Source organism: Tenacibaculum tangerinum, from assembly GCF_029853675.1.
Classification (GTDB): domain Bacteria; phylum Bacteroidota; class Bacteroidia; order Flavobacteriales; family Flavobacteriaceae; genus Polaribacter; species Polaribacter tangerinum_A.
The window spans coordinates 3,164,627-3,184,895 of the sequence record NZ_CP122539.1; the positions used below are offsets into that span (position 1 = coordinate 3,164,627).

General features: G+C 28.4%; 17 protein-coding genes and 2 pseudogenes. 14 read left to right on the forward strand and 5 right to left on the reverse strand.

The genetic code is table 11. From position 1 onward, the window contains the following. Positions 1 to 134: 134 nt before the first annotated feature. Positions 135 to 1,355, forward strand: a complete 1,221-nt coding sequence (locus P8625_RS14285; protein ID WP_279649935.1) for a transposase — start codon at positions 135 to 137, stop codon at positions 1,353 to 1,355. A 411-nt stretch (positions 1,356 to 1,766) separates the two neighbouring features. On the opposite strand, the gene P8625_RS14290 is transcribed toward P8625_RS14285, so the two are convergent. Beyond that, positions 1,767 to 2,033, reverse strand: coding sequence for a transposase (locus P8625_RS14290; RefSeq protein WP_279651113.1), 267 nt, complete (start codon positions 2,031 to 2,033; stop codon positions 1,767 to 1,769). Then, positions 2,030 to 2,347, reverse strand: a complete 318-nt coding sequence (locus P8625_RS14295; protein ID WP_279651114.1) for a hypothetical protein — start codon at positions 2,345 to 2,347, stop codon at positions 2,030 to 2,032. The genes P8625_RS14290 and P8625_RS14295 overlap by 4 nt, the downstream gene beginning before the upstream one ends. Positions 2,348 to 2,529: 182 nt before the next feature. On the opposite strand from P8625_RS14295, the gene P8625_RS14300 reads away from it, so the two are divergent. From P8625_RS14300 to P8625_RS14365, 13 genes and pseudogenes are all read left to right on the forward strand, one after another. Next, a complete protein-coding gene (locus P8625_RS14300; protein ID WP_279651115.1) occupies positions 2,530 to 2,709 on the forward strand; it encodes a hypothetical protein in 180 nt (59 codons plus the stop codon). 225 nt (positions 2,710 to 2,934) lie between these two features. Then, positions 2,935 to 3,201 carry a hypothetical protein gene (locus P8625_RS14305; protein WP_279651116.1) on the forward strand — a complete coding sequence of 89 codons (267 nt, stop codon included), beginning with the start codon at positions 2,935 to 2,937 and terminating at the stop codon, positions 3,199 to 3,201. Between the two features lie 51 nt (positions 3,202 to 3,252). Next, positions 3,253 to 5,643: an outer membrane beta-barrel family protein gene (locus P8625_RS14310; RefSeq protein WP_279651117.1), complete on the forward strand. Its 2,391-nt coding sequence runs from the start codon at positions 3,253 to 3,255 to the stop codon at positions 5,641 to 5,643. Between the two features lies 1 nt (position 5,644). Further along, positions 5,645 to 7,065, forward strand: a pseudogene (locus P8625_RS16275) (DUF6734 family protein). 509 nt (positions 7,066 to 7,574) lie between these two features. After that, positions 7,575 to 8,591 (forward strand): grasp-with-spasm system ATP-grasp peptide maturase, encoded by a 1,017-nt coding sequence (gene gwsG, locus P8625_RS14325; protein WP_279651120.1) that lies wholly within the window; start codon positions 7,575 to 7,577, stop codon positions 8,589 to 8,591. Continuing rightward, a complete protein-coding gene (locus P8625_RS14330) occupies positions 8,575 to 8,805 on the forward strand; it encodes a hypothetical protein (protein WP_279651121.1) in 231 nt (76 codons plus the stop codon). The genes gwsG and P8625_RS14330 overlap by 17 nt, the downstream gene beginning before the upstream one ends. Continuing rightward, entirely contained in the window at positions 8,795 to 9,838 is a 1,044-nt protein-coding gene (gene gwsS, locus P8625_RS14335) for a grasp-with-spasm system SPASM domain peptide maturase (RefSeq protein WP_279651122.1), read from the forward strand. The genes P8625_RS14330 and gwsS overlap by 11 nt, the downstream gene beginning before the upstream one ends. Continuing rightward, positions 9,829 to 12,042, forward strand: coding sequence for a peptidase domain-containing ABC transporter (locus tag P8625_RS14340; RefSeq protein ID WP_407704749.1), 2,214 nt, complete (start codon positions 9,829 to 9,831; stop codon positions 12,040 to 12,042). Before gwsS ends, P8625_RS14340 begins: the two co-directional genes overlap by 10 nt. Positions 12,043 to 12,454: 412 nt before the next feature. After that, positions 12,455 to 12,838, forward strand: a complete 384-nt coding sequence (locus P8625_RS14345) for a hypothetical protein (RefSeq protein ID WP_279651124.1) — start codon at positions 12,455 to 12,457, stop codon at positions 12,836 to 12,838. A 3-nt stretch (positions 12,839 to 12,841) separates the two neighbouring features. Continuing rightward, positions 12,842 to 14,401 carry a vitamin K epoxide reductase family protein gene (locus P8625_RS14350; protein ID WP_279651125.1) on the forward strand — a complete coding sequence of 520 codons (1,560 nt, stop codon included), beginning with the start codon at positions 12,842 to 12,844 and terminating at the stop codon, positions 14,399 to 14,401. 109 nt (positions 14,402 to 14,510) lie between these two features. Continuing rightward, positions 14,511 to 15,524, forward strand: coding sequence for a glycosyltransferase family A protein (locus tag P8625_RS14355; RefSeq protein WP_279651126.1), 1,014 nt, complete (start codon positions 14,511 to 14,513; stop codon positions 15,522 to 15,524). A 2-nt stretch (positions 15,525 to 15,526) separates the two neighbouring features. Beyond that, a complete protein-coding gene (locus P8625_RS14360; RefSeq protein ID WP_279651127.1) occupies positions 15,527 to 16,369 on the forward strand; it encodes a hypothetical protein in 843 nt (280 codons plus the stop codon). Positions 16,370 to 16,474: 105 nt separating this feature from the next. Beyond that, positions 16,475 to 16,831 (forward strand): annotated as a pseudogene (locus tag P8625_RS14365) (IS982 family transposase); the annotation flags it as partial. Between the two features lie 79 nt (positions 16,832 to 16,910). On the opposite strand, the gene P8625_RS14370 reads toward P8625_RS14365, so the two are convergent. From P8625_RS14370 to lpdA, 3 genes are all read right to left on the reverse strand, one after another. Further along, a protein-coding gene (locus P8625_RS14370) for an IS3 family transposase (protein ID WP_407704750.1) occupies positions 16,911 to 18,010 on the reverse strand; the annotation gives its coding sequence in 2 pieces (ribosomal slippage) (positions 16,911 to 17,749 and positions 17,749 to 18,010; 1,101 coding nt in all). Between the two features lie 61 nt (positions 18,011 to 18,071). Continuing rightward, positions 18,072 to 18,620 (reverse strand): hypothetical protein, encoded by a 549-nt coding sequence (locus P8625_RS14375; RefSeq protein WP_279651129.1) that lies wholly within the window; start codon positions 18,618 to 18,620, stop codon positions 18,072 to 18,074. A gap of 158 nt (positions 18,621 to 18,778) precedes the next feature. Continuing rightward, positions 18,779 to 20,179 carry a dihydrolipoyl dehydrogenase gene (lpdA, locus tag P8625_RS14380; protein WP_279651130.1) on the reverse strand — a complete coding sequence of 467 codons (1,401 nt, stop codon included), beginning with the start codon at positions 20,177 to 20,179 and terminating at the stop codon, positions 18,779 to 18,781. Positions 20,180 to 20,269: the final 90 nt, after the last annotated feature.

The window sequence follows — 20,269 nt, forward strand, 5'->3', positions numbered from 1 at the left end:
GAAAATACGAAGAATTTCTGAAATGCAACACCGTATTTCAATTTTTTCCCCTAAGCGAGAATTATGATGCTCATTATGCACGTTTTTTAGAGGGAGATTTAGGCAAAATCCATGCTGCTATTCCTTGGGATGATTTGGTAAATACTTTTGGTATCCACGAACAATCAACAGGGCGAAACTATCTTTTTAGTCCTAAAGGGAGGCTTGGTTTAATGTTTTTGAAGCATTACGCTAATTGTTCAGATAAGAAATTAATAGAGCAATTAAATTCTAATCTTGATTATCAATTTTTTTGTGATATTGAACTAGGATTTGAACGTTTGACCAATTATAAAATAGTAAGTCAAATACGTTGTGAATTATCAGAGAAATTAGAGATTAGTTCAGTTGAAAAAGTTCTTTTTTCTTTTTGGAAAGGTCAAATAGAGAGCGCCAATCAAATAGTTATGGATGCAACTTGTTATGAGAGTGAACTATCTTATCCTAGCATTCAAAAATTACTTTGGCAGTCTGCGCATTGGCTTTATAAACAACTACAAAAAACCTGCTCAGTGTTAGGAGTTAAAATGATTCGAAGTAAGTATTTGAAATGGAAGAAACGGTATCAAGGGTTTAGTAAAATGCGAAGAAAAACCAAATCAAAACGAATCTCATTAACTAGAGCATTATTAAAATTACTATTGAAGTTTATCAATTTTGAAAAAGAACTACAAATCCATTCTAACCTAGAGTTTACCCCACAATATTATAAGAGAATAACTACAATTCAAAAGATTTACGAGCAACAAAAGCATCACTTTGATACAGGAGAGAAAATAAAGGATAGAATTGTGAGTATTCATAAGGATTATATTCGTCCTATTGTCAGGGGAAAAGAAGTAAAACCTGTTGAATTTGGAGCAAAAGTGAACAAAGTTCAAATAGACGGGATTAGTTTTATAGAACACATCAATTTTAATGCTTTTCACGAGGGAAATCGTTTTATACAAACGGTTCAAAAAGTGCAAGGATTAACTCGAAAGAAAGTAAAAATAGCTGGAGCAGATAAAATTTATGCCACCAATAAAAACAGAAAATACTGTAGTTCTAAAGCTATACAAACAGACTTTATTCCTAAGGGGAAAAAATCTAAAAACCACAAAGAAAAACAGAAACTTAGAGCTATTATTTCCAAAGAAAGAGCTACAAGATTAGAAGGGTCTTTTGGTAAGGATAAAGAACATTATCATTTAAAAAAGATAAAGGCTAAAACTAAAAAAAATGAGATTCTTTGGATTTTCTTTGGAATACACACAGGGAACGCACTTGAAATTGGTCGTAGAAAAGCGAGAGAAATAGACAAAAAAACAGCCTAATTTTAAAGCCCAAAAATAAGGTTAATGAGAGAGGTATGTCTTGTCGGATCTTTTTCCTAAAATTTTACCTTGAAGAAACTCAAAAAAGCCACTAAAATCAAAAATCGGGATTAAATTTGTAAAATTCGAATACCGATTTTTCTTAAATCTCAGAAAACAATCTGTTTTCTGAAAGTGCCTTTTTCGTGTAATTAAAAAACTTTTTTATCCCGAACTCACGTTATTCATCAAAACCACGAGTAGGATAGGCTTCTGTTAGCTCACTGAGTTTATCAATAACTTCACTATCATCCCTTTTACTCTGGTAGTACCACATTGAACGTGTAAGTCCTACAACTTTACAAGCACGTATTACAGGTACTAAATACTCTTTGACCAAATAGTTTACTCGAACTCTTTTCTCGGAAGGTCTTAAAACTTTTTTGATAAAATGTCTTTTAGCATCTTATTATCAAGACTTATATCCGCATACATCTGTTTGAGTCGTAGATTCTCAGCTTCTAAGTCTTTTAGACGTTTGAGTTCCTGCTTTTCCATGCCGCCATATTTCTTGCGCCAGTAATAAAATGTACTCTTATCAATACCTAATTCTCTGGATAAATCTCCTACAGATCTTCCTTGTTCATTCTCCTTGAGAGCCTTAATGATTGGACTCTCGCTAAATTTGCTGATTTTCATAATGACAGTTTGAATTTAAAGTTAGTAAATTCGAATTTATAACTGTCCTGTTTTTCGGTAAGCCTACAATTTATTTTAAGTAATAGTTCTACATCCTCAGGAATAACATAATTGAAGTAAAAAAGGTATACCATTTCTTGCACTTCTTCCGCAGTATGTCCACATAGAAAAAGAGGGTTTTCAGAAACATATTCGAATCCTTTTTTTTCATAATCTATTACATAGATACTTTTATAGGTAGTTCTAGCAAAGGCTTTAATTGTTTCTAAATAATTAGCCGTTTGCTTGCGTTCATTTTCAGAAATGTTGGTCACGGTATTTCGTGAAGAAAAAAAATCATTAACATCCGCCAGAGCTCAAATCGTTAAAATTCAAATGTAGCCATTTTAAACTAAAATGGGAGTCTCTATATTAATTAGAATACGGTTTTTAATTACATTTCTACTACTACTATTACTAATTTGTGTAGTGCTTTGAATGGGTTAACTATATAGTTTTGAGAGTAAAACATTATACTATTATACTCACAAAAAACTATTTAGAAAGATTAACTACAAATGAAGTGTATAACTTATCAAAATTTATAGTTGAAGAAAACCTCAATCATCACACAAAAAAGGATGATTTTAAAAGTATTAAAAGAGATATTTTATCTGTCTATGAAGAAGAAATTTAATATGTGCAAAATTCCAAAATATTTGTTAGTAGGGATAATTTAGGAAAAATTACTTGGTCCATTAGGGTTTTAATATGGAACTTTATAGATAAACTACCCATACAGAGTTTGTTTGGGATAAATCCATTACTAACTATCGAAGATAAACCTTTTAATGATATATGGCATATTGATAGGTTTACCATTAAAAAAGTGGTATAAGACGCAAACCTGTTTAAAAAACTAATGGTTTGTGCAATCTCACCAGTATGTAGCCATACTGAAAATATTGCTTTTGCAGAATGTGATAGCAAATTATTAAGAGAGATGTCATTACTAGGAATTAAAGCTAAAGTAGTCGGTAAATCAATTAATTACTTAGGTTATGAAACTATTCCTGTAAGCTTTTCTTACACTGATCTTATAAGGTTTTATGAACAGAATAAATACTTAATATCTAAACAAAGTCTTCTTGAAGAAACGACTTTTGATAAAAACTACACTTTTGTGTAGTAGGAGTATAGCTTTAATAATATAGGTTTATATTTTAAAAATTGAACTTTAATGAATTCACCAAGAATTACATTTATCATTGTACTTTTTTCTTATTCCTCTTATGCTCAAATAGAACTAAAAGGAATTGTAAAAGATTCTTCAAATGTTGCTATAGAGTTTGCTAATGTTGTACTGACCAATGAAAAAAATGAAATTGTTAAAGGAGTAATTACTGATGAAAAGGGAGAATTTAGTTTATCAGCTAAAAAAGGGACATATAAACTATCAATTAGTTTTTTAGGGTATAAGGATTGGGTAAAAAAAGTAACTTTAGATGATAGTTTTGACTTTGGAATTGTAATTCTTGAAGAAAGTCAGAATAATTTAGATGAAGTTGTAGTTGCTGGAAGAAAAAAAATAATTGAACGAAAAGGGGATAGAATAATATTTAATGTACAAAATAGTATCCTAGCTAATGGCATTAGTGGTATTGATCTTCTGAAGAATGTTCCTAGAATTGACCCTACATCTGAGGGCCTAAGAATAATTGGGAAAAGCAATGTCCAGGTATTGATTAACGGTAAAATTTTAAATATTGACGGTGTTGATTTAAAAAATTATCTAAACTCATTACGTTCGGATAATATAGAAAAAATTGAAGTTATTACCAGTCCTTCCTCAAAATATGATGCATCTGGTAATAGTGGACTTATAAATATTTTGCTTAAAAAAAAGTCTGTTTTAGGTTTTGATGGTAGTATTACATCTTCCTATATTCAAAGAACCAAACCAACGAATAATCAATCTTTGAATTTAAGTTACTCTAATAAAAAACTCATTATTGGTTATAATGTTTTTTTAGGTAAGGAAAATAGAGTTTCCGAAAAGAATAACGAATATTTTTTTCTAAATGAAACAAGAAGCTCATCTGAGAATTCCAAAAGAAACAATGAGGGTTTGAGTAATACTTTTAATTTAGACTACAAACTAACTAAAAATTCCAATTTTGGTTTTTATTTAAATTTTAACAAATGGAATAATGATGTAGATTACCTTTCAACTGTTAAATTTATAGAAAATAATACCACAAGTAAAGCACAAGTTCTTTCTTCAATTATTGATGGTAAATATAACTTTGTTTCGGTATCTCCTTATTATGATATTAAGTTAGACTCCATTGGGAAAGTCATAAAATTAAGATACAACTTCATAAAAAGTGAAACAGATAATAGCAGCAATTTAAGTTCAGAAAATTACATGGGTAGTTTTCAAACTCTGGAAGAAACTTCATCATCTAGAAATGATATAGAAAACGATTTTACTGTTAATTCTGTAGGTGTTGATGTTGAATTGCCCTTAAAAAGTATGAAAATAGAGTTTGGAGCAAAATATTTAAAATTTGATGCGGATAATAATGTCCATTTTTTTAACACTAGCTCAGGAATAGATGTAATTGATAGTGATTTAACTAATAATTTTAGGTATCACGAACAAATTATAGCGACTTATTTTAGTGGTAATAAAAGTTTTGGTGAAAAAGTTTATACCTCAGTTGGGTTAAGATTTGAAAGTACTGAAGTAAATGGTAATTTGATAAGTCATGATGCCTTCTTTATAAATAACTACAATAATTTATTTCCAAATATTTTTATTTCCTATGATCCTAACGACAATCATTCTTATTCTCTTTCGTACAACAGAAGAATTTTTAGACCAACATTAACAGATCTTAATCCTTTTAGAGTATATCAAGATGAATTTAATTATAGCGTTGGAAATCCAAATTTAATGCCTAGGCTTAGCGATAATGTTGAGATTGGTTATACATATAAAGGAGAGCTTTCTATAGCTATGTATGTATCAAGAACTTCAGATAACATAGCCATAATAACTACTCCCTCCAATGATAATCAAACCATAATTACCCAACCACTAAATGCTTTAACTACCTATGATTTTGGCAGCGATATAAGTTGTTATTGGAAAATAAATAACAATTTAAGGTCTTTTAACAGTTTTAATTTAACATATCAAAAATCAACATCTTCGGATGCCAACCTTCCTGATGATGATTTAAAAGGGTTAAATGCTTCAATATCTTCAAACACAACGTATGTTTTTAATAGTGAGAAAGATCATAAATTTTTTCTCAACGCATTTTACGCGTTTCCTGGAGTTGAAGAGGCTTATGTATCTAAAAATATTTTCTTTCTTAAACTTGGTGCCAATTTAAACTTCCTTAATAAAAAGATTAATATTAATTGCTATATAGGCGATTTATTCAATACCACTATAGCGAGGAATACGGTAAATTTTCAAACATTTTTATTTAAGAATAGGATTTTTAATGACAATAGACAATTCAATATATCTCTAACGTATAAGTTTGGAAATAATAAATCTAAAAAAGCAAGAGACATTAATTTCTCTGAAAAAGATAGATTAAAAAAGGAGCAATAAAATGAAAATTATTCAAAGCTTTTGGACAGGAAAACATCAAAATCTGAATTTTGGTTTTGGTTGGAGTTCAGCTAAATATAATTATTTGAGCTGGATTTTAAGTGCTTGTCAATTACGGAAATATTATGATGAATTAGAGCTCTTTACGGATAAGTTGGGATATAATTTGCTCATTGAAAAACTAAACTTACCGTATACAAAAGTTCATGTTGTATTAGATGAGCTTAATAAATATGATGACAATTTATGGGCCTTAGCAAAGATAAAGGCTTATAGTGTAATGAAAGAACCTTTTTTACATGTAGATGGTGATGTATTTATTTTTGAAGCATTTGATGATGATTTAATTTCCAGAGGAGTTATTACTCAAAATATTGAAACTACAAGTAATTATTATTGGGAGATGTGGACAAAAATAAAGCCTCAACTAACTTTCATCCCTGAGTGTATTGCAAATTATGATCAAAAAATACATAGTAAAGCTTATAATATGGGGATTTTTGGAGGTCATAATTTATCATTTATAAATGAGTATGCCAAAACTTCTTTCAACTTTGTTAATGAGAATAAGAATAATTTATCTAAAAGAAATGCCTATAACTTCAACATATTTTTTGAACAAGTATTACTATATGAATTAACTAATCAAAAAAAATTGAAGTAGATTTTCTGATAAATGAAGATATAAAAGATAATGAATATGAGGGCTTGGGGAATTTTGAAGAAGTTCCAAATAAGAGAAAATATCTTCATCTGTTAGGTTTTTATAAACAACAAAACTTAGCCTGTAATAAGATGGATGTTTATGTTCAGAAATTTTATCCCAAATTTTACAACCACCTTGAAAACTTATTGAATTTAAAACCTAAATTATCTTCATTTGGGTTCAGGTATAAGAGTAGTGATTTAGTTAATTTAACCAATTCTTACTTAAGCAAAATAATTTTAGAAGATAATATATCACAACTAAGTAAAACTCAAAAAATATACTCAAAAAACGTATTATCTGAGGGTGCTTTAACTACGTTTTTAAATTATATTAAAAATAAGGAGGATTTTTATTTGATAAAATTAACAAACTACTCATTTGAAGCTGAATCTGAAAATTTGACTATTGAGCAACTACATGAAGAATGTTATAAAATAAAGCTTCTAGCAATTGATTATGTCATTTTCGACATTATAAATTCTAATATTAAATATTCTGATTTTGAAGATAGAGCTGTTAAGTATATCGATGATGATTTTCCAAAAGAAGAAATCGATAATTTTCTTGAAGTCCTCTCAAAGAGAATTTCAATTTTTATTTCGTTTGGAATTTTTTATCCATTACATATAAACAAATACAAAAAAATATTGCGCAATAATAGTTTTCCTACTTTTCTCAAAAATGGGCAGGAAGAAGTGGATGCCTGTATCTAAAAAACACAATTGTTTAATTTTAAATTACTTTAAAATGAAAAAAATAAATTTAAAAGAATTTAAACAGGATCAGTTAACCGTTAGCAAACTACTTGAAACTAAAGGAGGATCTTGTAATACGAGTGGTACAAAATACTGTAGCACTAAATCTTGTGGAGGTGATTCAGACTCAAAGAGTTGTGATTCAGACTTCTAATTCACATTAGTTTGAAGTCATCTCTTGAAAAGTCTAGAGATGACTTCTCCATTACTTTAATTTATTAATTTTTTTAAAATGAGAAAAATAAGCTTAAAAGAGTTTGAAACTTCTGAAGTTGAAGTTAAGAAACTCCTAGAAGTAAAAGGAGGTAGTTCTTGTGTTACTGGATCTCCAGGTTGTTCAACTAATGTTGCAACTAAAGATGGGGACAATAGAAGATGCGATAGTTACTTCTGTTAGTTTAAAAATCTAGATAAGGATTGTTTAATTCTTGTCTAGGTTGTTAATGTAAAAAATGAAATAAAAATATATGATAATAATATTTACAAGTGAAAATGAACTATCAACATTACAAGTTGCAAAGTTATTAAGATATTATAAAAAAGAGTTTTATATAGTAAATCCAGATGAAGATGTTTTTAAGTTTAGTCGTTTAAATCAAGAAGGAATATTTTTTTATCATTCCGTTTTAAAAAAAGAAATTAATTTTTTAAAAGTTACAGCATGCTGGTGGAGAAGAACAGGTTTGGGGATTAACAATTTTATAAAATCTCATAAATATTCTGAAAAAATTGTTAAGAATAAGAATCATAATTTCAAAGAATTAATTAATGGAAAAGAAAATCCTTTAAGTTCTGAATTTAAAGATTTGAGAGAATACATTTTTCAGAGAGTATTTGAAACAGCTGAAATAAATTTAGGTCACCCTAAACTTTTTGGATTAAACAGGTTGAATATTTTGAATTTGGCAAATAATTATGGATTGAAAGCACCGAATTATGAAGTTGTGAGTAATGCAAATCAAATTCCAAAATCCAAGTTTATAGGCAATCTTTTTGTAACTAAAGCCATCTCTAATGGGTTATACAATTTAGTTGATGGTAAGTCATACTATACCTATACAGAACTCCAATCTAAAAATGCTTTTAAGGGTAAAAATATAAATTTATTTCCCTCATTATTGATGGAGGTAATAGAGAAAAAGTTTGAAATAAGATCTTTTTATATTGATGGGAAATTTTATAGTATGGCCATTTTTTCGCAATCTAATGAACAAACAGAAGTAGATTTCAGAAAGTATAGTGAAACTAAACCAAATAAAACAGAGCCCTACAAATTGCCCGATGAAATTGAAATTAAACTGGATAAATTATTTAAACAGATTGGTTTAAATACTGGTTCAGTGGATTTAATTGTGGATAATAATAATGAATATGTATTTCTTGAAATAAACCCAGTTGGTCAATATGGTATGACAAGTGAGCCTTGTAACTATAACTTAGATAATGTAATTGCAAATTTTTTAATATATGGAACTATTAGTTAAAAAAATTGAACTAAAAATAGAAGATTTAGAGAATTTACCTTTATTTTTTAAAGTAATTTATTTTAATGAAATGTCTGATCTTGAAGATGAAAACAAGTTAATGAAATTTAATAAGAGTTTAAATGCTATACAAATGAGGCATTATGAACCTAGTAGAGTAATCTGTAATTCTATAAATACTAATTATTTTAAACCTAACCAAGATGAATTATAATTTAACCAATTATTTTATATTATCTTCTAGTTGTAGTATAACCAAAGGAGCAAAAAGAAGTTTAATTCAAGATTTTATTAGAGGAACATCTAATTTAATCTCAAATGAATACTTTGATTTGATAAATTACATTAATCGTAAAAGAATTAATGATGTTTTGAAAGAAATTGACGATAGTTCTTCAAAATTTTTTTTTGATTTTCTCAACTTTATGTATGAAAACGAATATGCTTTTTTTGTTGATGAAATAACTTCTTTCCCCGAAAAATCTAATATACTTTACGATGAGCACGTAGTGCTCAAAGATTGTATAATTGAAGTAGAAAAAGATGATTTTGATTTAAATATATTTAAGTCAAATATAAAACAACTTGATAGTATAATGTGTCAAGATATTCAGTTGTGGTTTAAAGATGAAATTGATTCTTGTTTGTTATTAGATATTATCAATTTTACTAGTAGTTTTGATTTTCAATGTATAGAGCCTTATTTTAACCATTCTCAGCTTTTTGAAGAAGAATTTTATTTAAAGATAATTGATGAGCACCCTTGTATAAGCAAAATATGTTTATTTAATGCCGAAAGTTCTTACGTACATGATATAATGAGTATTCATGAGAATAAACATCCTATGCTGATGGGGCAGTTAATTTATATTAGTCATCCTTTAAGCTCAAATAATTGTGGAATTATAAATTTTGAAAGTCTCTCATTTGGCGATGAAAATCAATTTAGGGCTAATAAAAAATTTAATAGCTGTCTATATAAGAAGCTAACAATAGACTCGAAAGGAAATTTAAAAAACTGTCCACATTTAACTACAAACAGTAACGATAATACAATTGCTAATGTGGTTAGTAACCCTGATTTTCAGAAGATGTGGCTCATAAAAAAAGATGATATTGAAATATGTAAAGACTGCGAGTTTAGATACAATTGTAATGATTGTAGAGCTTTTACTGTAAAAGCAAACTATGTGTATTCTAAACCATTAAAATGTACTTATAACCCTTATACAAACGAATGGGCTTGAAAAGTTTTTTGAAAAAATTCCCTCATGTTTCTCAACATGATCATATGGACTGTGGTCCAGCATGTTTAGCTATTATTTCAAAATATTATGGCAAAGAATATTCTATACAAGAATTAAGAGAATATTGTTCTTTGGCTAGAGATGGAGTTACAATGTTAGGCATTGAAGATGGAGCGTTAGAGATAGGCTTTGAAACAATTGCGGTACAAATTTCTACACAAGATTTAATAATAAAGAATCCTCTACCTTGTATTTTATATTGGGATAATAATCATTTTGTTGTATTATACAAAATAACTAAATCTATTTTTACAAATAATTATTATTTTCATATTTCTGATCCAGCCTTTGGAAGAATAAAAATAAAACAATCTGATTTTGAAAAAGTATGGTTAAATAATAATAGTAAGGGTATTGCTTTAATTCTTAATACAAAAGATTCTTTTTTTGAAAAGACACCTAAATACGTTAATAAGTTTACTTTTTCGAATATTATTAATATAATAAAACCGAACAAAAAAGAGTTTTTTATACTCCTGTTTGGGTTTTTATTTAGTAGTTTCTTTACTCTAATATTTCCATACCTAACACAAGCATTAATTGATATTGGAATCAGTGACAAAAACCTAAACTACATTTTTTTAATATTACTGGCACAACTTTTTCTGTTTTTTGGTACAACAATAATAGACGTAGTCAGAAGTTGGGTTTTAATGTTTGTCAACTCAATGATTAATATTCAGATTATTGCAGATTTTTTAAATAAGATAATAAAGTTACCTTTTCATTTTTTTGACACAAAACAATTAGGTGATTTCACATCAAGAATTCAAGATCATCATAGGATTCAAGAGTTTTTAACCTCGCAAAGTCTTATAGTTGTTTTTTCATCATTCAATTTTATTATTTACTTCTTTGTTTTGTCTTTTTATGATCCTAAAATTCTTATTATATATTTATCTCTAACATTGATATCAATAATTTGGTCTTTATATTTTCTTAAGAAAATTGAACGGCTAGACTATAATAGGTTTAGTTATTTAAAAGCAGCCCAACAAAATGTTTTTGAATTAGTCAACGGAATTGTAGAAATAAAACTAAATAATACCGAAGAATATAAAGTTAATAAATGGCAAGCTAATCAGTCAAAGCTTTTCTCTGTAGACTTTGAATCTTTAAAAGTTACCCAATACCAAAACTTAGGTTTTGAATTTATTAATCAACTTAAAAATATATTAATAATTTTCATTGCTGCTCGAGAAGTGATTATCGGAAATATTACATTGGGAACATTACTAGCGATTAGCTACATCATTGGAATGATGAATAACCCCCTTAGCCAATTGATAGAGTTTTTAAAATCTTGGCAATTTGCAAAACTAAGTTTTTTTAGATTGAATGAAGTTCAATTAATGGAAAATGAAGATAATAAATCCGATATTTTAGTTTCAGATTTTTCACAGAATAGTTTTATTGAGATTTCTAACTTAGACTTTCATTATCATGGTTTTCGTTCTCCAAAAGTTATTAATAATTTAAGTATTAAAATCCCGTTTGGAAAAACTACAGCTATAGTTGGTGAAAGTGGTAGTGGTAAAACCACACTTATGAAGCTTTTGTTAAAATTTTATTCGCCATCAAAAGGTGAAATTAATTATTCAGGTTTTCCTATAAGTGATATTTCAGCAAAGGACTTAAGAAAAAACTGTGGTGTAGTGATGCAAGACGGTTATATATTTTCAGATACATTAGAAAGGAATATTGCAACTGGTTCTGAAGAGATAGATAATTCTAAACTTGAAAATGCTGTTAAAATAGCCAATTTACAAGATTATGTAGATAGTTTACCTCAAGGATATAAAACTATGTTAGGGTCTGGAGGGAATGGTGTTTCTGGAGGGCAAAAACAAAGAATTTTAATAGCAAGAGCTGTTTATAAGAATCCTAAATTCATATTTTTCGATGAAGCTACATCTTCTTTAGATGCTGAAAATGAAAAAATAATATATGATAATTTGGATTTGTTTTTTAAGGGAAAAACAGTCGTGAAAATTGCTCATAGATTATCTACGGTAAAGAATGCAAATCAAATTATCGTAATTAAAAAAGGTAAAATTGTTGAAATAGGAAATCATAAAAAATTAGTATCCAATAAAGGAGTGTATTACAATTTAGTGAAAAATCAATTAGAATTAAGTGTTTAGAGTTTATGAAAAAAGAATTTATTAATAGGAAAGACTTTTTTATTGTGAATTATGGTTTGTACATAATCATAATTGCCTCTTTAATAATTATAATTACGCTTCTTATTATCAAGTTTGATGATAAATCTGTTCTGGAAAGAGTTTTGGATTATTATTTAAATAAAAAATAAAGAAGGTAAAAGTTGACACCTAAAAAATGTAATTGACAATTAAAATTTCATAGTTATGAAAACAAAAAAAATAATCTCTTAGAGTTAAAAATCCAAAGTTTAGAAATTAGTAAAATCTTAGAAGTTAAGGAGTGTCATGTTCAAGAGGAGCCACAACCTCTAGAAAGTTTGTAACGCATTCAAGTAGTTATGAAAGTGATCCTGCAAGTAGATATGATAATGACTATTAAAACAATTAAAAAATGAAAAATTCAATTAAAATATTATTGACTTTAATTTCTCTAACAATTTATTTATCAATGTATAAGCCAAAAAAAGAGAGTAACTATGAAATTAGATTTCATTATAATCATGGTGCTATAGGGTTATTATGTGATAATGATTGTTCTTGGACTGATTTATATATACGTAAAAAATCATTTTATATAAATGAGCATGGTATGGTGGATATAAAAAGCGACTTAGATGCTTTAAAACAATCAACCTTTTTATTTTCTGTCGAGAAAAAAGGAAATAAAATTCATTTAAAATCCTTAAAGGGATCTGACTGGGAAGATCTGTCATTTATAATCCCTAGGAATAAAAATAATTCAATTGTTGTTAATAGTAAAGGAATAGAAGAATAAAGTATGGATTATCATAAAATTACTACCTTATTAAAGGAGTATAATTATTTTATAATTAAGGAAGATTGGGATAAGTCTGTTAAGGATCATCCAGATTTTCCTCAGTTAAATTCTATTGCTGATATTTTTAATCAATATGGAATTGACAACTATATAGCCCAAGTTCCCAAAGAATTATTTGATGATTTACCAGAGATTTTTATCGGGATGGTTGATTTTGATGGAAGTATAGAAACCTTAATAGTTAATATTAGCGATAAAAGTAGTATTAATTTAATTTTTTTCGATTCTGTTAGTCAAGTAACAAAAGATGAATTTTTGAGAATTTGGAATGGTTACATTTTAGTTATTGAAGAAAACGAACAAACGATAGACACTCCAAAAAAAATAATAGATTTTAAACCTTATTTCTCGAAACTACTCCTCTTATTAGTTTTCATTTCATTCTCAATAATGGGATATTACTTCAATTTTTTAAACTATAAATCTGCTTCTTTATTGTTTATAAATAGTTTGGGCATATTCTTAAGTTTTTTAGCAGTAAAAGAAAGTTTAGGTTTTGGTAATAAACATACGTTCAAAGTATGCTCAACAATAAAAAATGGAAATTGTAACCAAGTCATAAAGTCAGAAAGTGCACATCTGTTTTTAGGAATTACTTATAGTGATCTATCTCTCATCTTTTTTCTTTTTTCATTCATTATTAGTCTATTTGTTAAAAATCATCCTGAAGTTCTTAGTTTAAACTTTGTTATATTACCTCTAACTATTGGGGTAATCATTTTATCAATATATCAACAAAAGAACATTTTAAAAAAATGGTGTATAATTTGTTTAGGAATTTCATTTCTTGCTTTAATCCAATCTCTAATTATTATTTCTTCTTTTGAAGTTAATATTATTACAAGCTTTCGAAGTTTGTTTTTTTCTTTTTTTATTTACCTATTAGTATTTACCCTTTTTTACAATGTAAAACCACTGCTAAATAAACTTAGTGATTTAACATTTGAAAAATATCAGAGAGGAGAAATCTATAAAAACAAGGAAGTTTTTGATTTATTTTCAAAAAATGAGATTTTGATTCCTAAAAAAGATTATGAAGATTTGTTTTCAATTAAATTGAATAATATTGAATCAAAAAACACACTTACTTTAGTTTTATCTCTTGACTGCAGTTATTGTAAATCAGTATATAATAGCTTTAGAAACCTCTTTTTTTATTATAAGAATAAAGTTAATTTTAAAGTAATATTCAATTTTGAAAAGGATAAAATGGATGAACATAATATAGAAATAATCAATAGAATATATAGCTTTAGGCATGATGTTAAAAAAGCTACGCAATCTTTGGATGAATTTTTATTGATGAATTACACAAGTCATAAGTGGTTAAGAAAATGGAAGAAGAAAGATTCATCTTTTACTGAAAAAATTTTAAAAAATATCGAAATACTTGAATCGAATAATTTAACAGATACTCCATGTTTACTGATTAATAATCGATTGTGCCCAAAAGAATACAGAGTTGAAGATATAAAGTATTTTTTAAATTCAATAATTTAGTTAATGCTAATCAAAGTAAAATGTTGTTACTCTATTATTCTATGATTTTTTATTTAGTTTTCCCTTTTTTGGAAAACTACTATTGGAATAAATATTTAAATTAAAATTGATGAATAAAGTTTCGTTTTGTATGGTTTGTATGAATAGATTGGAAAACCTAAGAAAAACCATTAAAAAAAATATTGAGGACAATATTAATTATCCGAATGTAGAGTTTATTTTACTAGACTATAATTCAAAAGACGGATTAGAGAATTGGGTTAAACAGAATTTAAATAATTATCTTGATTCTGGGATTTTAAAGTATTATAAAACTATTAAACCTAAATATTTTCATAGATCACATTCTAGAAATGTAGCTTTTAAGTTAGCAACAGGAGACATTTTATGCAATCTTGATGCTGATAATTTTTTAGGAAAAGAATTTGCCCACTATATAAATTATCACTTTAGTTTCAGAGATGATATTTTTTTAATTTCAGGAAAAAAGGATGGTTCATATGGAAGAGTTTGTGTAAAAAGGAGAGATTTTTTTAGTATTAGGGGATATGATGAAAGAATGTCTGGTTGGGGGTTTGAAGATGATGATTTATATCATAGACTAGAAATGTTAGGTTTACAAAAAATCAAAATTTTCAAATCAAAATTTTTAAATTCAATTGAGCACGAGAGTAATGCTTCTTTTAGTAATGATAAAGAAGTACTTTCTGTAAAGCATATTTTAATCCATCATATAAATCGTCTTGAAAGTCATGTAATCTATTTGTTCGATACGGGAAAATATAACATGGGTAGAGTTTTTAGAAAAAATGAATTTGAGTTAGATGAAATTCATTTAGATGAAGCATGGGAAGAAGGAACTTTTGTTAAAAAAAATAATTTTTTATTGCTGAAATCCGATACAACAAATCTAAAATTATTGGTTATAGATGAATTTAAGTCTTTTAAAAATTCAGAAGGAAAGATTTATAAGAAAATTTTTGAGAAAGAGTTGTTAGATTTTCTACTTATACAATTAACATCACTCAAAAATAAAAACATATTCCAATCGACGATAAAAAATGCAAAGGTACAAGCTAATACTGAAAATAATTGGGGTCTTTCTAAATTAATTAAATCGTAATTATGATAATAAGATTCTCCATTTTTCTAGATAAAAAACTATTAACTAACGTTATAGTTGACTTTTTAGAACCTTTAACAAGCAGGTTAATTCAATCTAATCAAGTAAAGTATGTTGATTATTCTATAAACTTTGAAGGTCTCTGGGTACTTTTTTCTATTAATTCACATAAAATTAGAGAAGAGATTATCAATGATATTAGTAGTTCGTGGGAAACCTTTTCATCAAGCTTTAAAACAAATTTTAATTATAATGAAGCTATAATTAATACATTATTCTTAAAATACCCTAATGGTTATTTAAAATTTTATAACTATAACATTAATGAAGCGGATCAAGAACTTTCTCCAAGAATATCGAAGTTTACTATGGGGAACATTCAAATTCTGAAATATTTTAATGATAATAAGGATGAAGAAAATAAAATTATTTTATTTTTTATTTTTTTGTACTGTATAGGGGGCTATTCTTTTTTTGAAATAAATAAAATCTGTAGTGTTTTGATAGATTCATTTTCATTCAATAATGAAAATAAAAAAAACATAGTTGTCAGGGCTAAGAATGTAGTCAATAAAAACTATAAAGAGCTTAAAAGATATTTTGATGATTGTTTTTTCGAACTTTCTAAATTTAATCAAGATTCTAGTTTAGTGAGTAGTGATTGGCAACTAGTGTCCAAATGGAAATTTTTTTATGGCAACCTTATTAATACAGATAGTATTAAAGAAGAAGATAGATTAATAAATTTATTTGATAAATATAAAAATCAATTAATGATCAGCTCAGGAGAAGCATATTTTATTTTAGAAATTATACATCAGACTGTGGGAGAGAGTATTTCCTAAATAACGTGAGTTCGGGATAAAAAATTTTTTTAATTACACGAAAAAAAGCGAAAAATTTAGTAAATTAAAGTACTGATTTTTAATTGTATAACTAAATTTTCCACTATGGTTTCTGATTTTAAAATTACTGAATTTTTCTGTTTAATTGATGATTTTTGTACCGAAATTAATCAAGTTATTGATAAAAATGCTTTAGAAACCTGTTCAAAGATAGTTAGACGAAGAAAGCCTAAACTCACCCAAAGTGAAATAATCACAATTATGGTGCTTTTCCATTTTAGTGGTTTTAGGTGTTTTAAACACTTTTATATCGAATATGTTAGCAAACACTTGTCAAAAGAATTTCCAGATTTAGTTTCCTATAACCGATTTGTTGAATTGAAAAAGCGTTGTTCAGTGCCTATGATACTGTTTCTTCAAATGCACTATTTAGGTCAATGTGTAGGCTTCCCTATTTTAGAACTGTTTGTTAATCCAAATATATGGTTTTCCGTTTTAAAATAGATTGGCTTTCCTTTCATATTATTGCTTAAAAGCCAATTTATTTTAAAATGAGCCTAGCGGCAGCGTCATGTTGCTTTTGAGCATATTTTACAGGTGGAATTTTACCCAAAGCATCGTGTGGCCTATGATTGTTATAATCATCCATCCATATCTGTGTTTGTTCTCTTACTTGATCTATATTCTCAAAAATATATTTATTGAGTACACCTCTTCGATAGGAACCGTTGAATCGCTCCACAAATGCATTTTGAGTTGGTTTTCCAGGCTGTATGTACTTAAATTCAATATCGTGCATCCTACTCCATTCATTGGTTATATGTGCGATAAATTCAGTACCATTATCCATTCTGATCTTTGTAGGTTTTCCTTTTTTATTGATAAGGTGATTAAGTACCCATACAATACGATTACTGGTTAAGGAAAAGTCGATCTCTATATGCAGCGCTTCTCTGTTATAATCATCGATAATATTAAATGCCCTAAAGCGTCTTTTATTTTCTAAAACGTCTGTTACGAAGTCCATACTCCAAGTATGGTTGATTTGTTGAGGAACTTCAAGTGGTTCTTTTATTCTTGCTGGTAATCGTTTCTTTGCTTTTGGTCTTAAAGGAAGCCCTAATGCTACATATACTCTGTGCATACGCTTATGATTCCAAGATTTCCCTTCATTGCGTAATCTGTCGTAAGCTTTCCAAAACCCTTCTTCTGAATGTTGTTCTGCTTTTTGCTTCAATGCCTGTTCTACTTCAGAATCGTCCTTAACCAATGGCTTATAATAGTAAACGCTCTTACTCATTTTAAGAACACGGCACGCCCTGCTGATGCCGTAATGAATAAGTTCTTTCGTAATACTTCGCTTACGACAAGGCTTTATAGCTTTTTTTCTATAATCTCCTTTGCCATTTGATGGTCAAGAGCAAGTGTGGCATACATTTGCTTAAGTTTACGGTTTTCTTCTTCCAATTCTTTTAAACGCTTAAGCTCCTTGGAGTTCATACCTGCATACTTACTTCTCCATTTGTAAAAGGCCGCAGCACTTACACCATGTTCACGAGTAATCTCTGGCACTGGCTTACCGTTATCAAACTCCTTTAAAATCTTTGCGATTTGTGTCGGACTAAATTTACTTTTTCTCATAATTACTGTTTAAAATTAAGCTTTTTATTCTACTTTTAAACAGTTCGGTTTTTAGGGAAGCTTACATTAGTGAGTCAGATGATTCTTGTTTGATTTCATTAAATGTTTTACATACTATTACAATTAAACTATCCAGTTCGGATATTTTGCATGTCAAAGAAATAATAAGTTGCTCTGGAGAGTTTGAATAGTTGTAATCTTTACCAAAATTTGAAAAGTCTTTTTTAAGAATATTTTTTAAATTATGGATTGGATAACTCTTTTCTTTTTTTAAACTATCTCTTGAAATACTTAAAACATTATTGCGCTTTATAAATATAGGATAACATTTGCCAAAAGTTGTTGATACTAGAACGTTATATCTTGTTTTATTATTATAAATTTTTAAATAAGCTCTTTTTTCTTCATAATTTAAACTTTGAAGGCTATCGACCAACTGGTTAAAATCAGTAATTCCTCTCAGGTCTACATATTGGTAATTTTCATTTAATGAGAAATCGGAGGAATGAGGATAATAAAATTCTTTTTCAATGTTTTCTCTGTTTGTTTTACAAGAAGTTAGATTAAAAAAGAAAAATATAGAAAGTAAAAGAGTTATTCTTCTTTTCATATAGATTTGTAATTTTTGTACTTAAGGTCTTATTTATCAATAACTAAATTAACTGAAACAAAATAAAAAAACAACCTTTTGGTACTGAGCGTAGCCAAAGAAGGTTGCTTTTTAATATGATAAGATTGCTTCAACTTTAAAAGTATCGCAATGATGTTTTAAGCATTTAAAGGTTGTCCGTCCCAAGCAGCTTTCGCGGCTTCTTTTACCGCTTCAGAGTAGGTTGGGTGTCCATGACAAATACGTGCTAAATCTTCCGCAGAAGCTCTGTATTCCATCGCTACGGCTGCTTCCATAATTAAGTCGGCAACACGAGCACCTACCATGTGTACTCCTAAAATTTCATCGGTATTTTTATCAGCCAAAACTTTTACAAATCCGTCTAAATCTCCACTCGCACGAGAACGTCCTAAGGCACGCATAGAGAATTTTCCTACTTTGTAATCCACCTTAGCTTCTTTTAATTCGTCTTCAGTTTTACCAACAGCCGCTACTTCTGGCCATGTGTATACAATTCCAGGAATTAAGTTATAGTCGATATGAGGTTTTTGTCCCGCTAAATATTCAGCAACCACCACACCTTCTTCTTCTGCTTTATGTGCTAACATCGCTCCACGAACTACATCACCAATGGCATAAATGTTCGAAACGTTGGTTTGTAAGTGATCATTTACTTCAACCATGCCTCTTTCAGTAACTTTTACACCCGCATTTTCTAAAGCCAATCCTTCGGTATACGGACGACGACCTACCGCTACCAAACAGTAATCACCCGTAAAAGTAACCTCTTCTCCTTTTTTATTGGTCGCTGTTACCACAACTTCGTCACCCTTTCTTTCAACAGCAGTAACTCCGTGGCTTGCGTTAATTTTCATTCCTTGTTTCTTTAAAACCTTCGTCAATTCTTTAGAAACATCTTTATCCATGGTTGGCGTAATCGTAGGTGCATATTCGATAACCGTTACCTCAGCGCCTAAACGCTTGAAAACAGAACCTAACTCTAAACCGATAACACCACCGCCAATTACTAATAAATGTTTAGGAACTTCAGGAAGTTTTAAGGCTTCAGTAGAAGTAATAATTCGCTCTTTATCAAGCGTAATAAAAGGTAAAGAAGACGGTTTAGAACCTGTAGCTATAATAATGTTAGTTGCTTCAATAGTTTCTTCAGAACCATCATTTTTAGTGATTTTTACGTGCGTAGCATCTTCAAAAGAACCTAAACCTTCGTAAACCTCAATATTGTTTTTATCCATTAAATATTTGATACCTCCTGTAGTAGTTTCTACTACATTTGCTTTACGAGCTATCATTTTTCCGAAGTCAAAAGAAGGTTTTTCAACAGAAATTCCGTGTTCTTCAAAATGATGTACGGCATCATAGTAATGATGTGAAGAATCTAGTAACGCTTTTGAAGGAATACATCCAACATTTAGACAAGTTCCGCCTAAAGTCGAGTATTTTTCGATAATAGCCACTTTAGAACCTAATTGAGCGGCTCTGATAGCAGCAATATACCCTCCTGGACCAGAACCTATAACGATTAAATCGTATTTCATGAGTTGTGTTTTATTATTTCATCCATTTAAATTGCACAATGTCCGTTGCTAATAAGTTAAGTATTCTTACTGGCTACCACCATTGCTTGC

Excerpts from the sequence above, each read along its gene's own strand:
- P8625_RS14290 (WP_279651113.1), bottom strand. The coding sequence starts at position 2,033 with ATGAAAATCAGCAAATTTAGCGAGAGTCCAATCATTAAGGCTCTCAAG.
- P8625_RS14305 (WP_279651116.1), top strand. The coding sequence starts at position 2,935 with ATGGTTTGTGCAATCTCACCAGTATGTAGCCATACTGAAAATATTGCT.
- P8625_RS14310 (WP_279651117.1), top strand. The coding sequence starts at position 3,253 with ATGAATTCACCAAGAATTACATTTATCATTGTACTTTTTTCTTATTCC.
- gwsG (WP_279651120.1), top strand. The coding sequence starts at position 7,575 with ATGATAATAATATTTACAAGTGAAAATGAACTATCAACATTACAAGTT.
- P8625_RS14330 (WP_279651121.1), top strand. The coding sequence starts at position 8,575 with ATGGAACTATTAGTTAAAAAAATTGAACTAAAAATAGAAGATTTAGAG.
- gwsS (WP_279651122.1), top strand. The coding sequence starts at position 8,795 with ATGAATTATAATTTAACCAATTATTTTATATTATCTTCTAGTTGTAGT.
- P8625_RS14340 (WP_407704749.1), top strand. The coding sequence starts at position 9,829 with ATGGGCTTGAAAAGTTTTTTGAAAAAATTCCCTCATGTTTCTCAACAT.
- P8625_RS14345 (WP_279651124.1), top strand. The coding sequence starts at position 12,455 with ATGAAAAATTCAATTAAAATATTATTGACTTTAATTTCTCTAACAATT.
- P8625_RS14350 (WP_279651125.1), top strand. The coding sequence starts at position 12,842 with ATGGATTATCATAAAATTACTACCTTATTAAAGGAGTATAATTATTTT.
- P8625_RS14355 (WP_279651126.1), top strand. The coding sequence starts at position 14,511 with ATGAATAAAGTTTCGTTTTGTATGGTTTGTATGAATAGATTGGAAAAC.
- P8625_RS14360 (WP_279651127.1), top strand. The coding sequence starts at position 15,527 with ATGATAATAAGATTCTCCATTTTTCTAGATAAAAAACTATTAACTAAC.
- P8625_RS14375 (WP_279651129.1), bottom strand. The coding sequence starts at position 18,620 with ATGAAAAGAAGAATAACTCTTTTACTTTCTATATTTTTCTTTTTTAAT.
- lpdA (WP_279651130.1), bottom strand. The coding sequence starts at position 20,179 with ATGAAATACGATTTAATCGTTATAGGTTCTGGTCCAGGAGGGTATATT.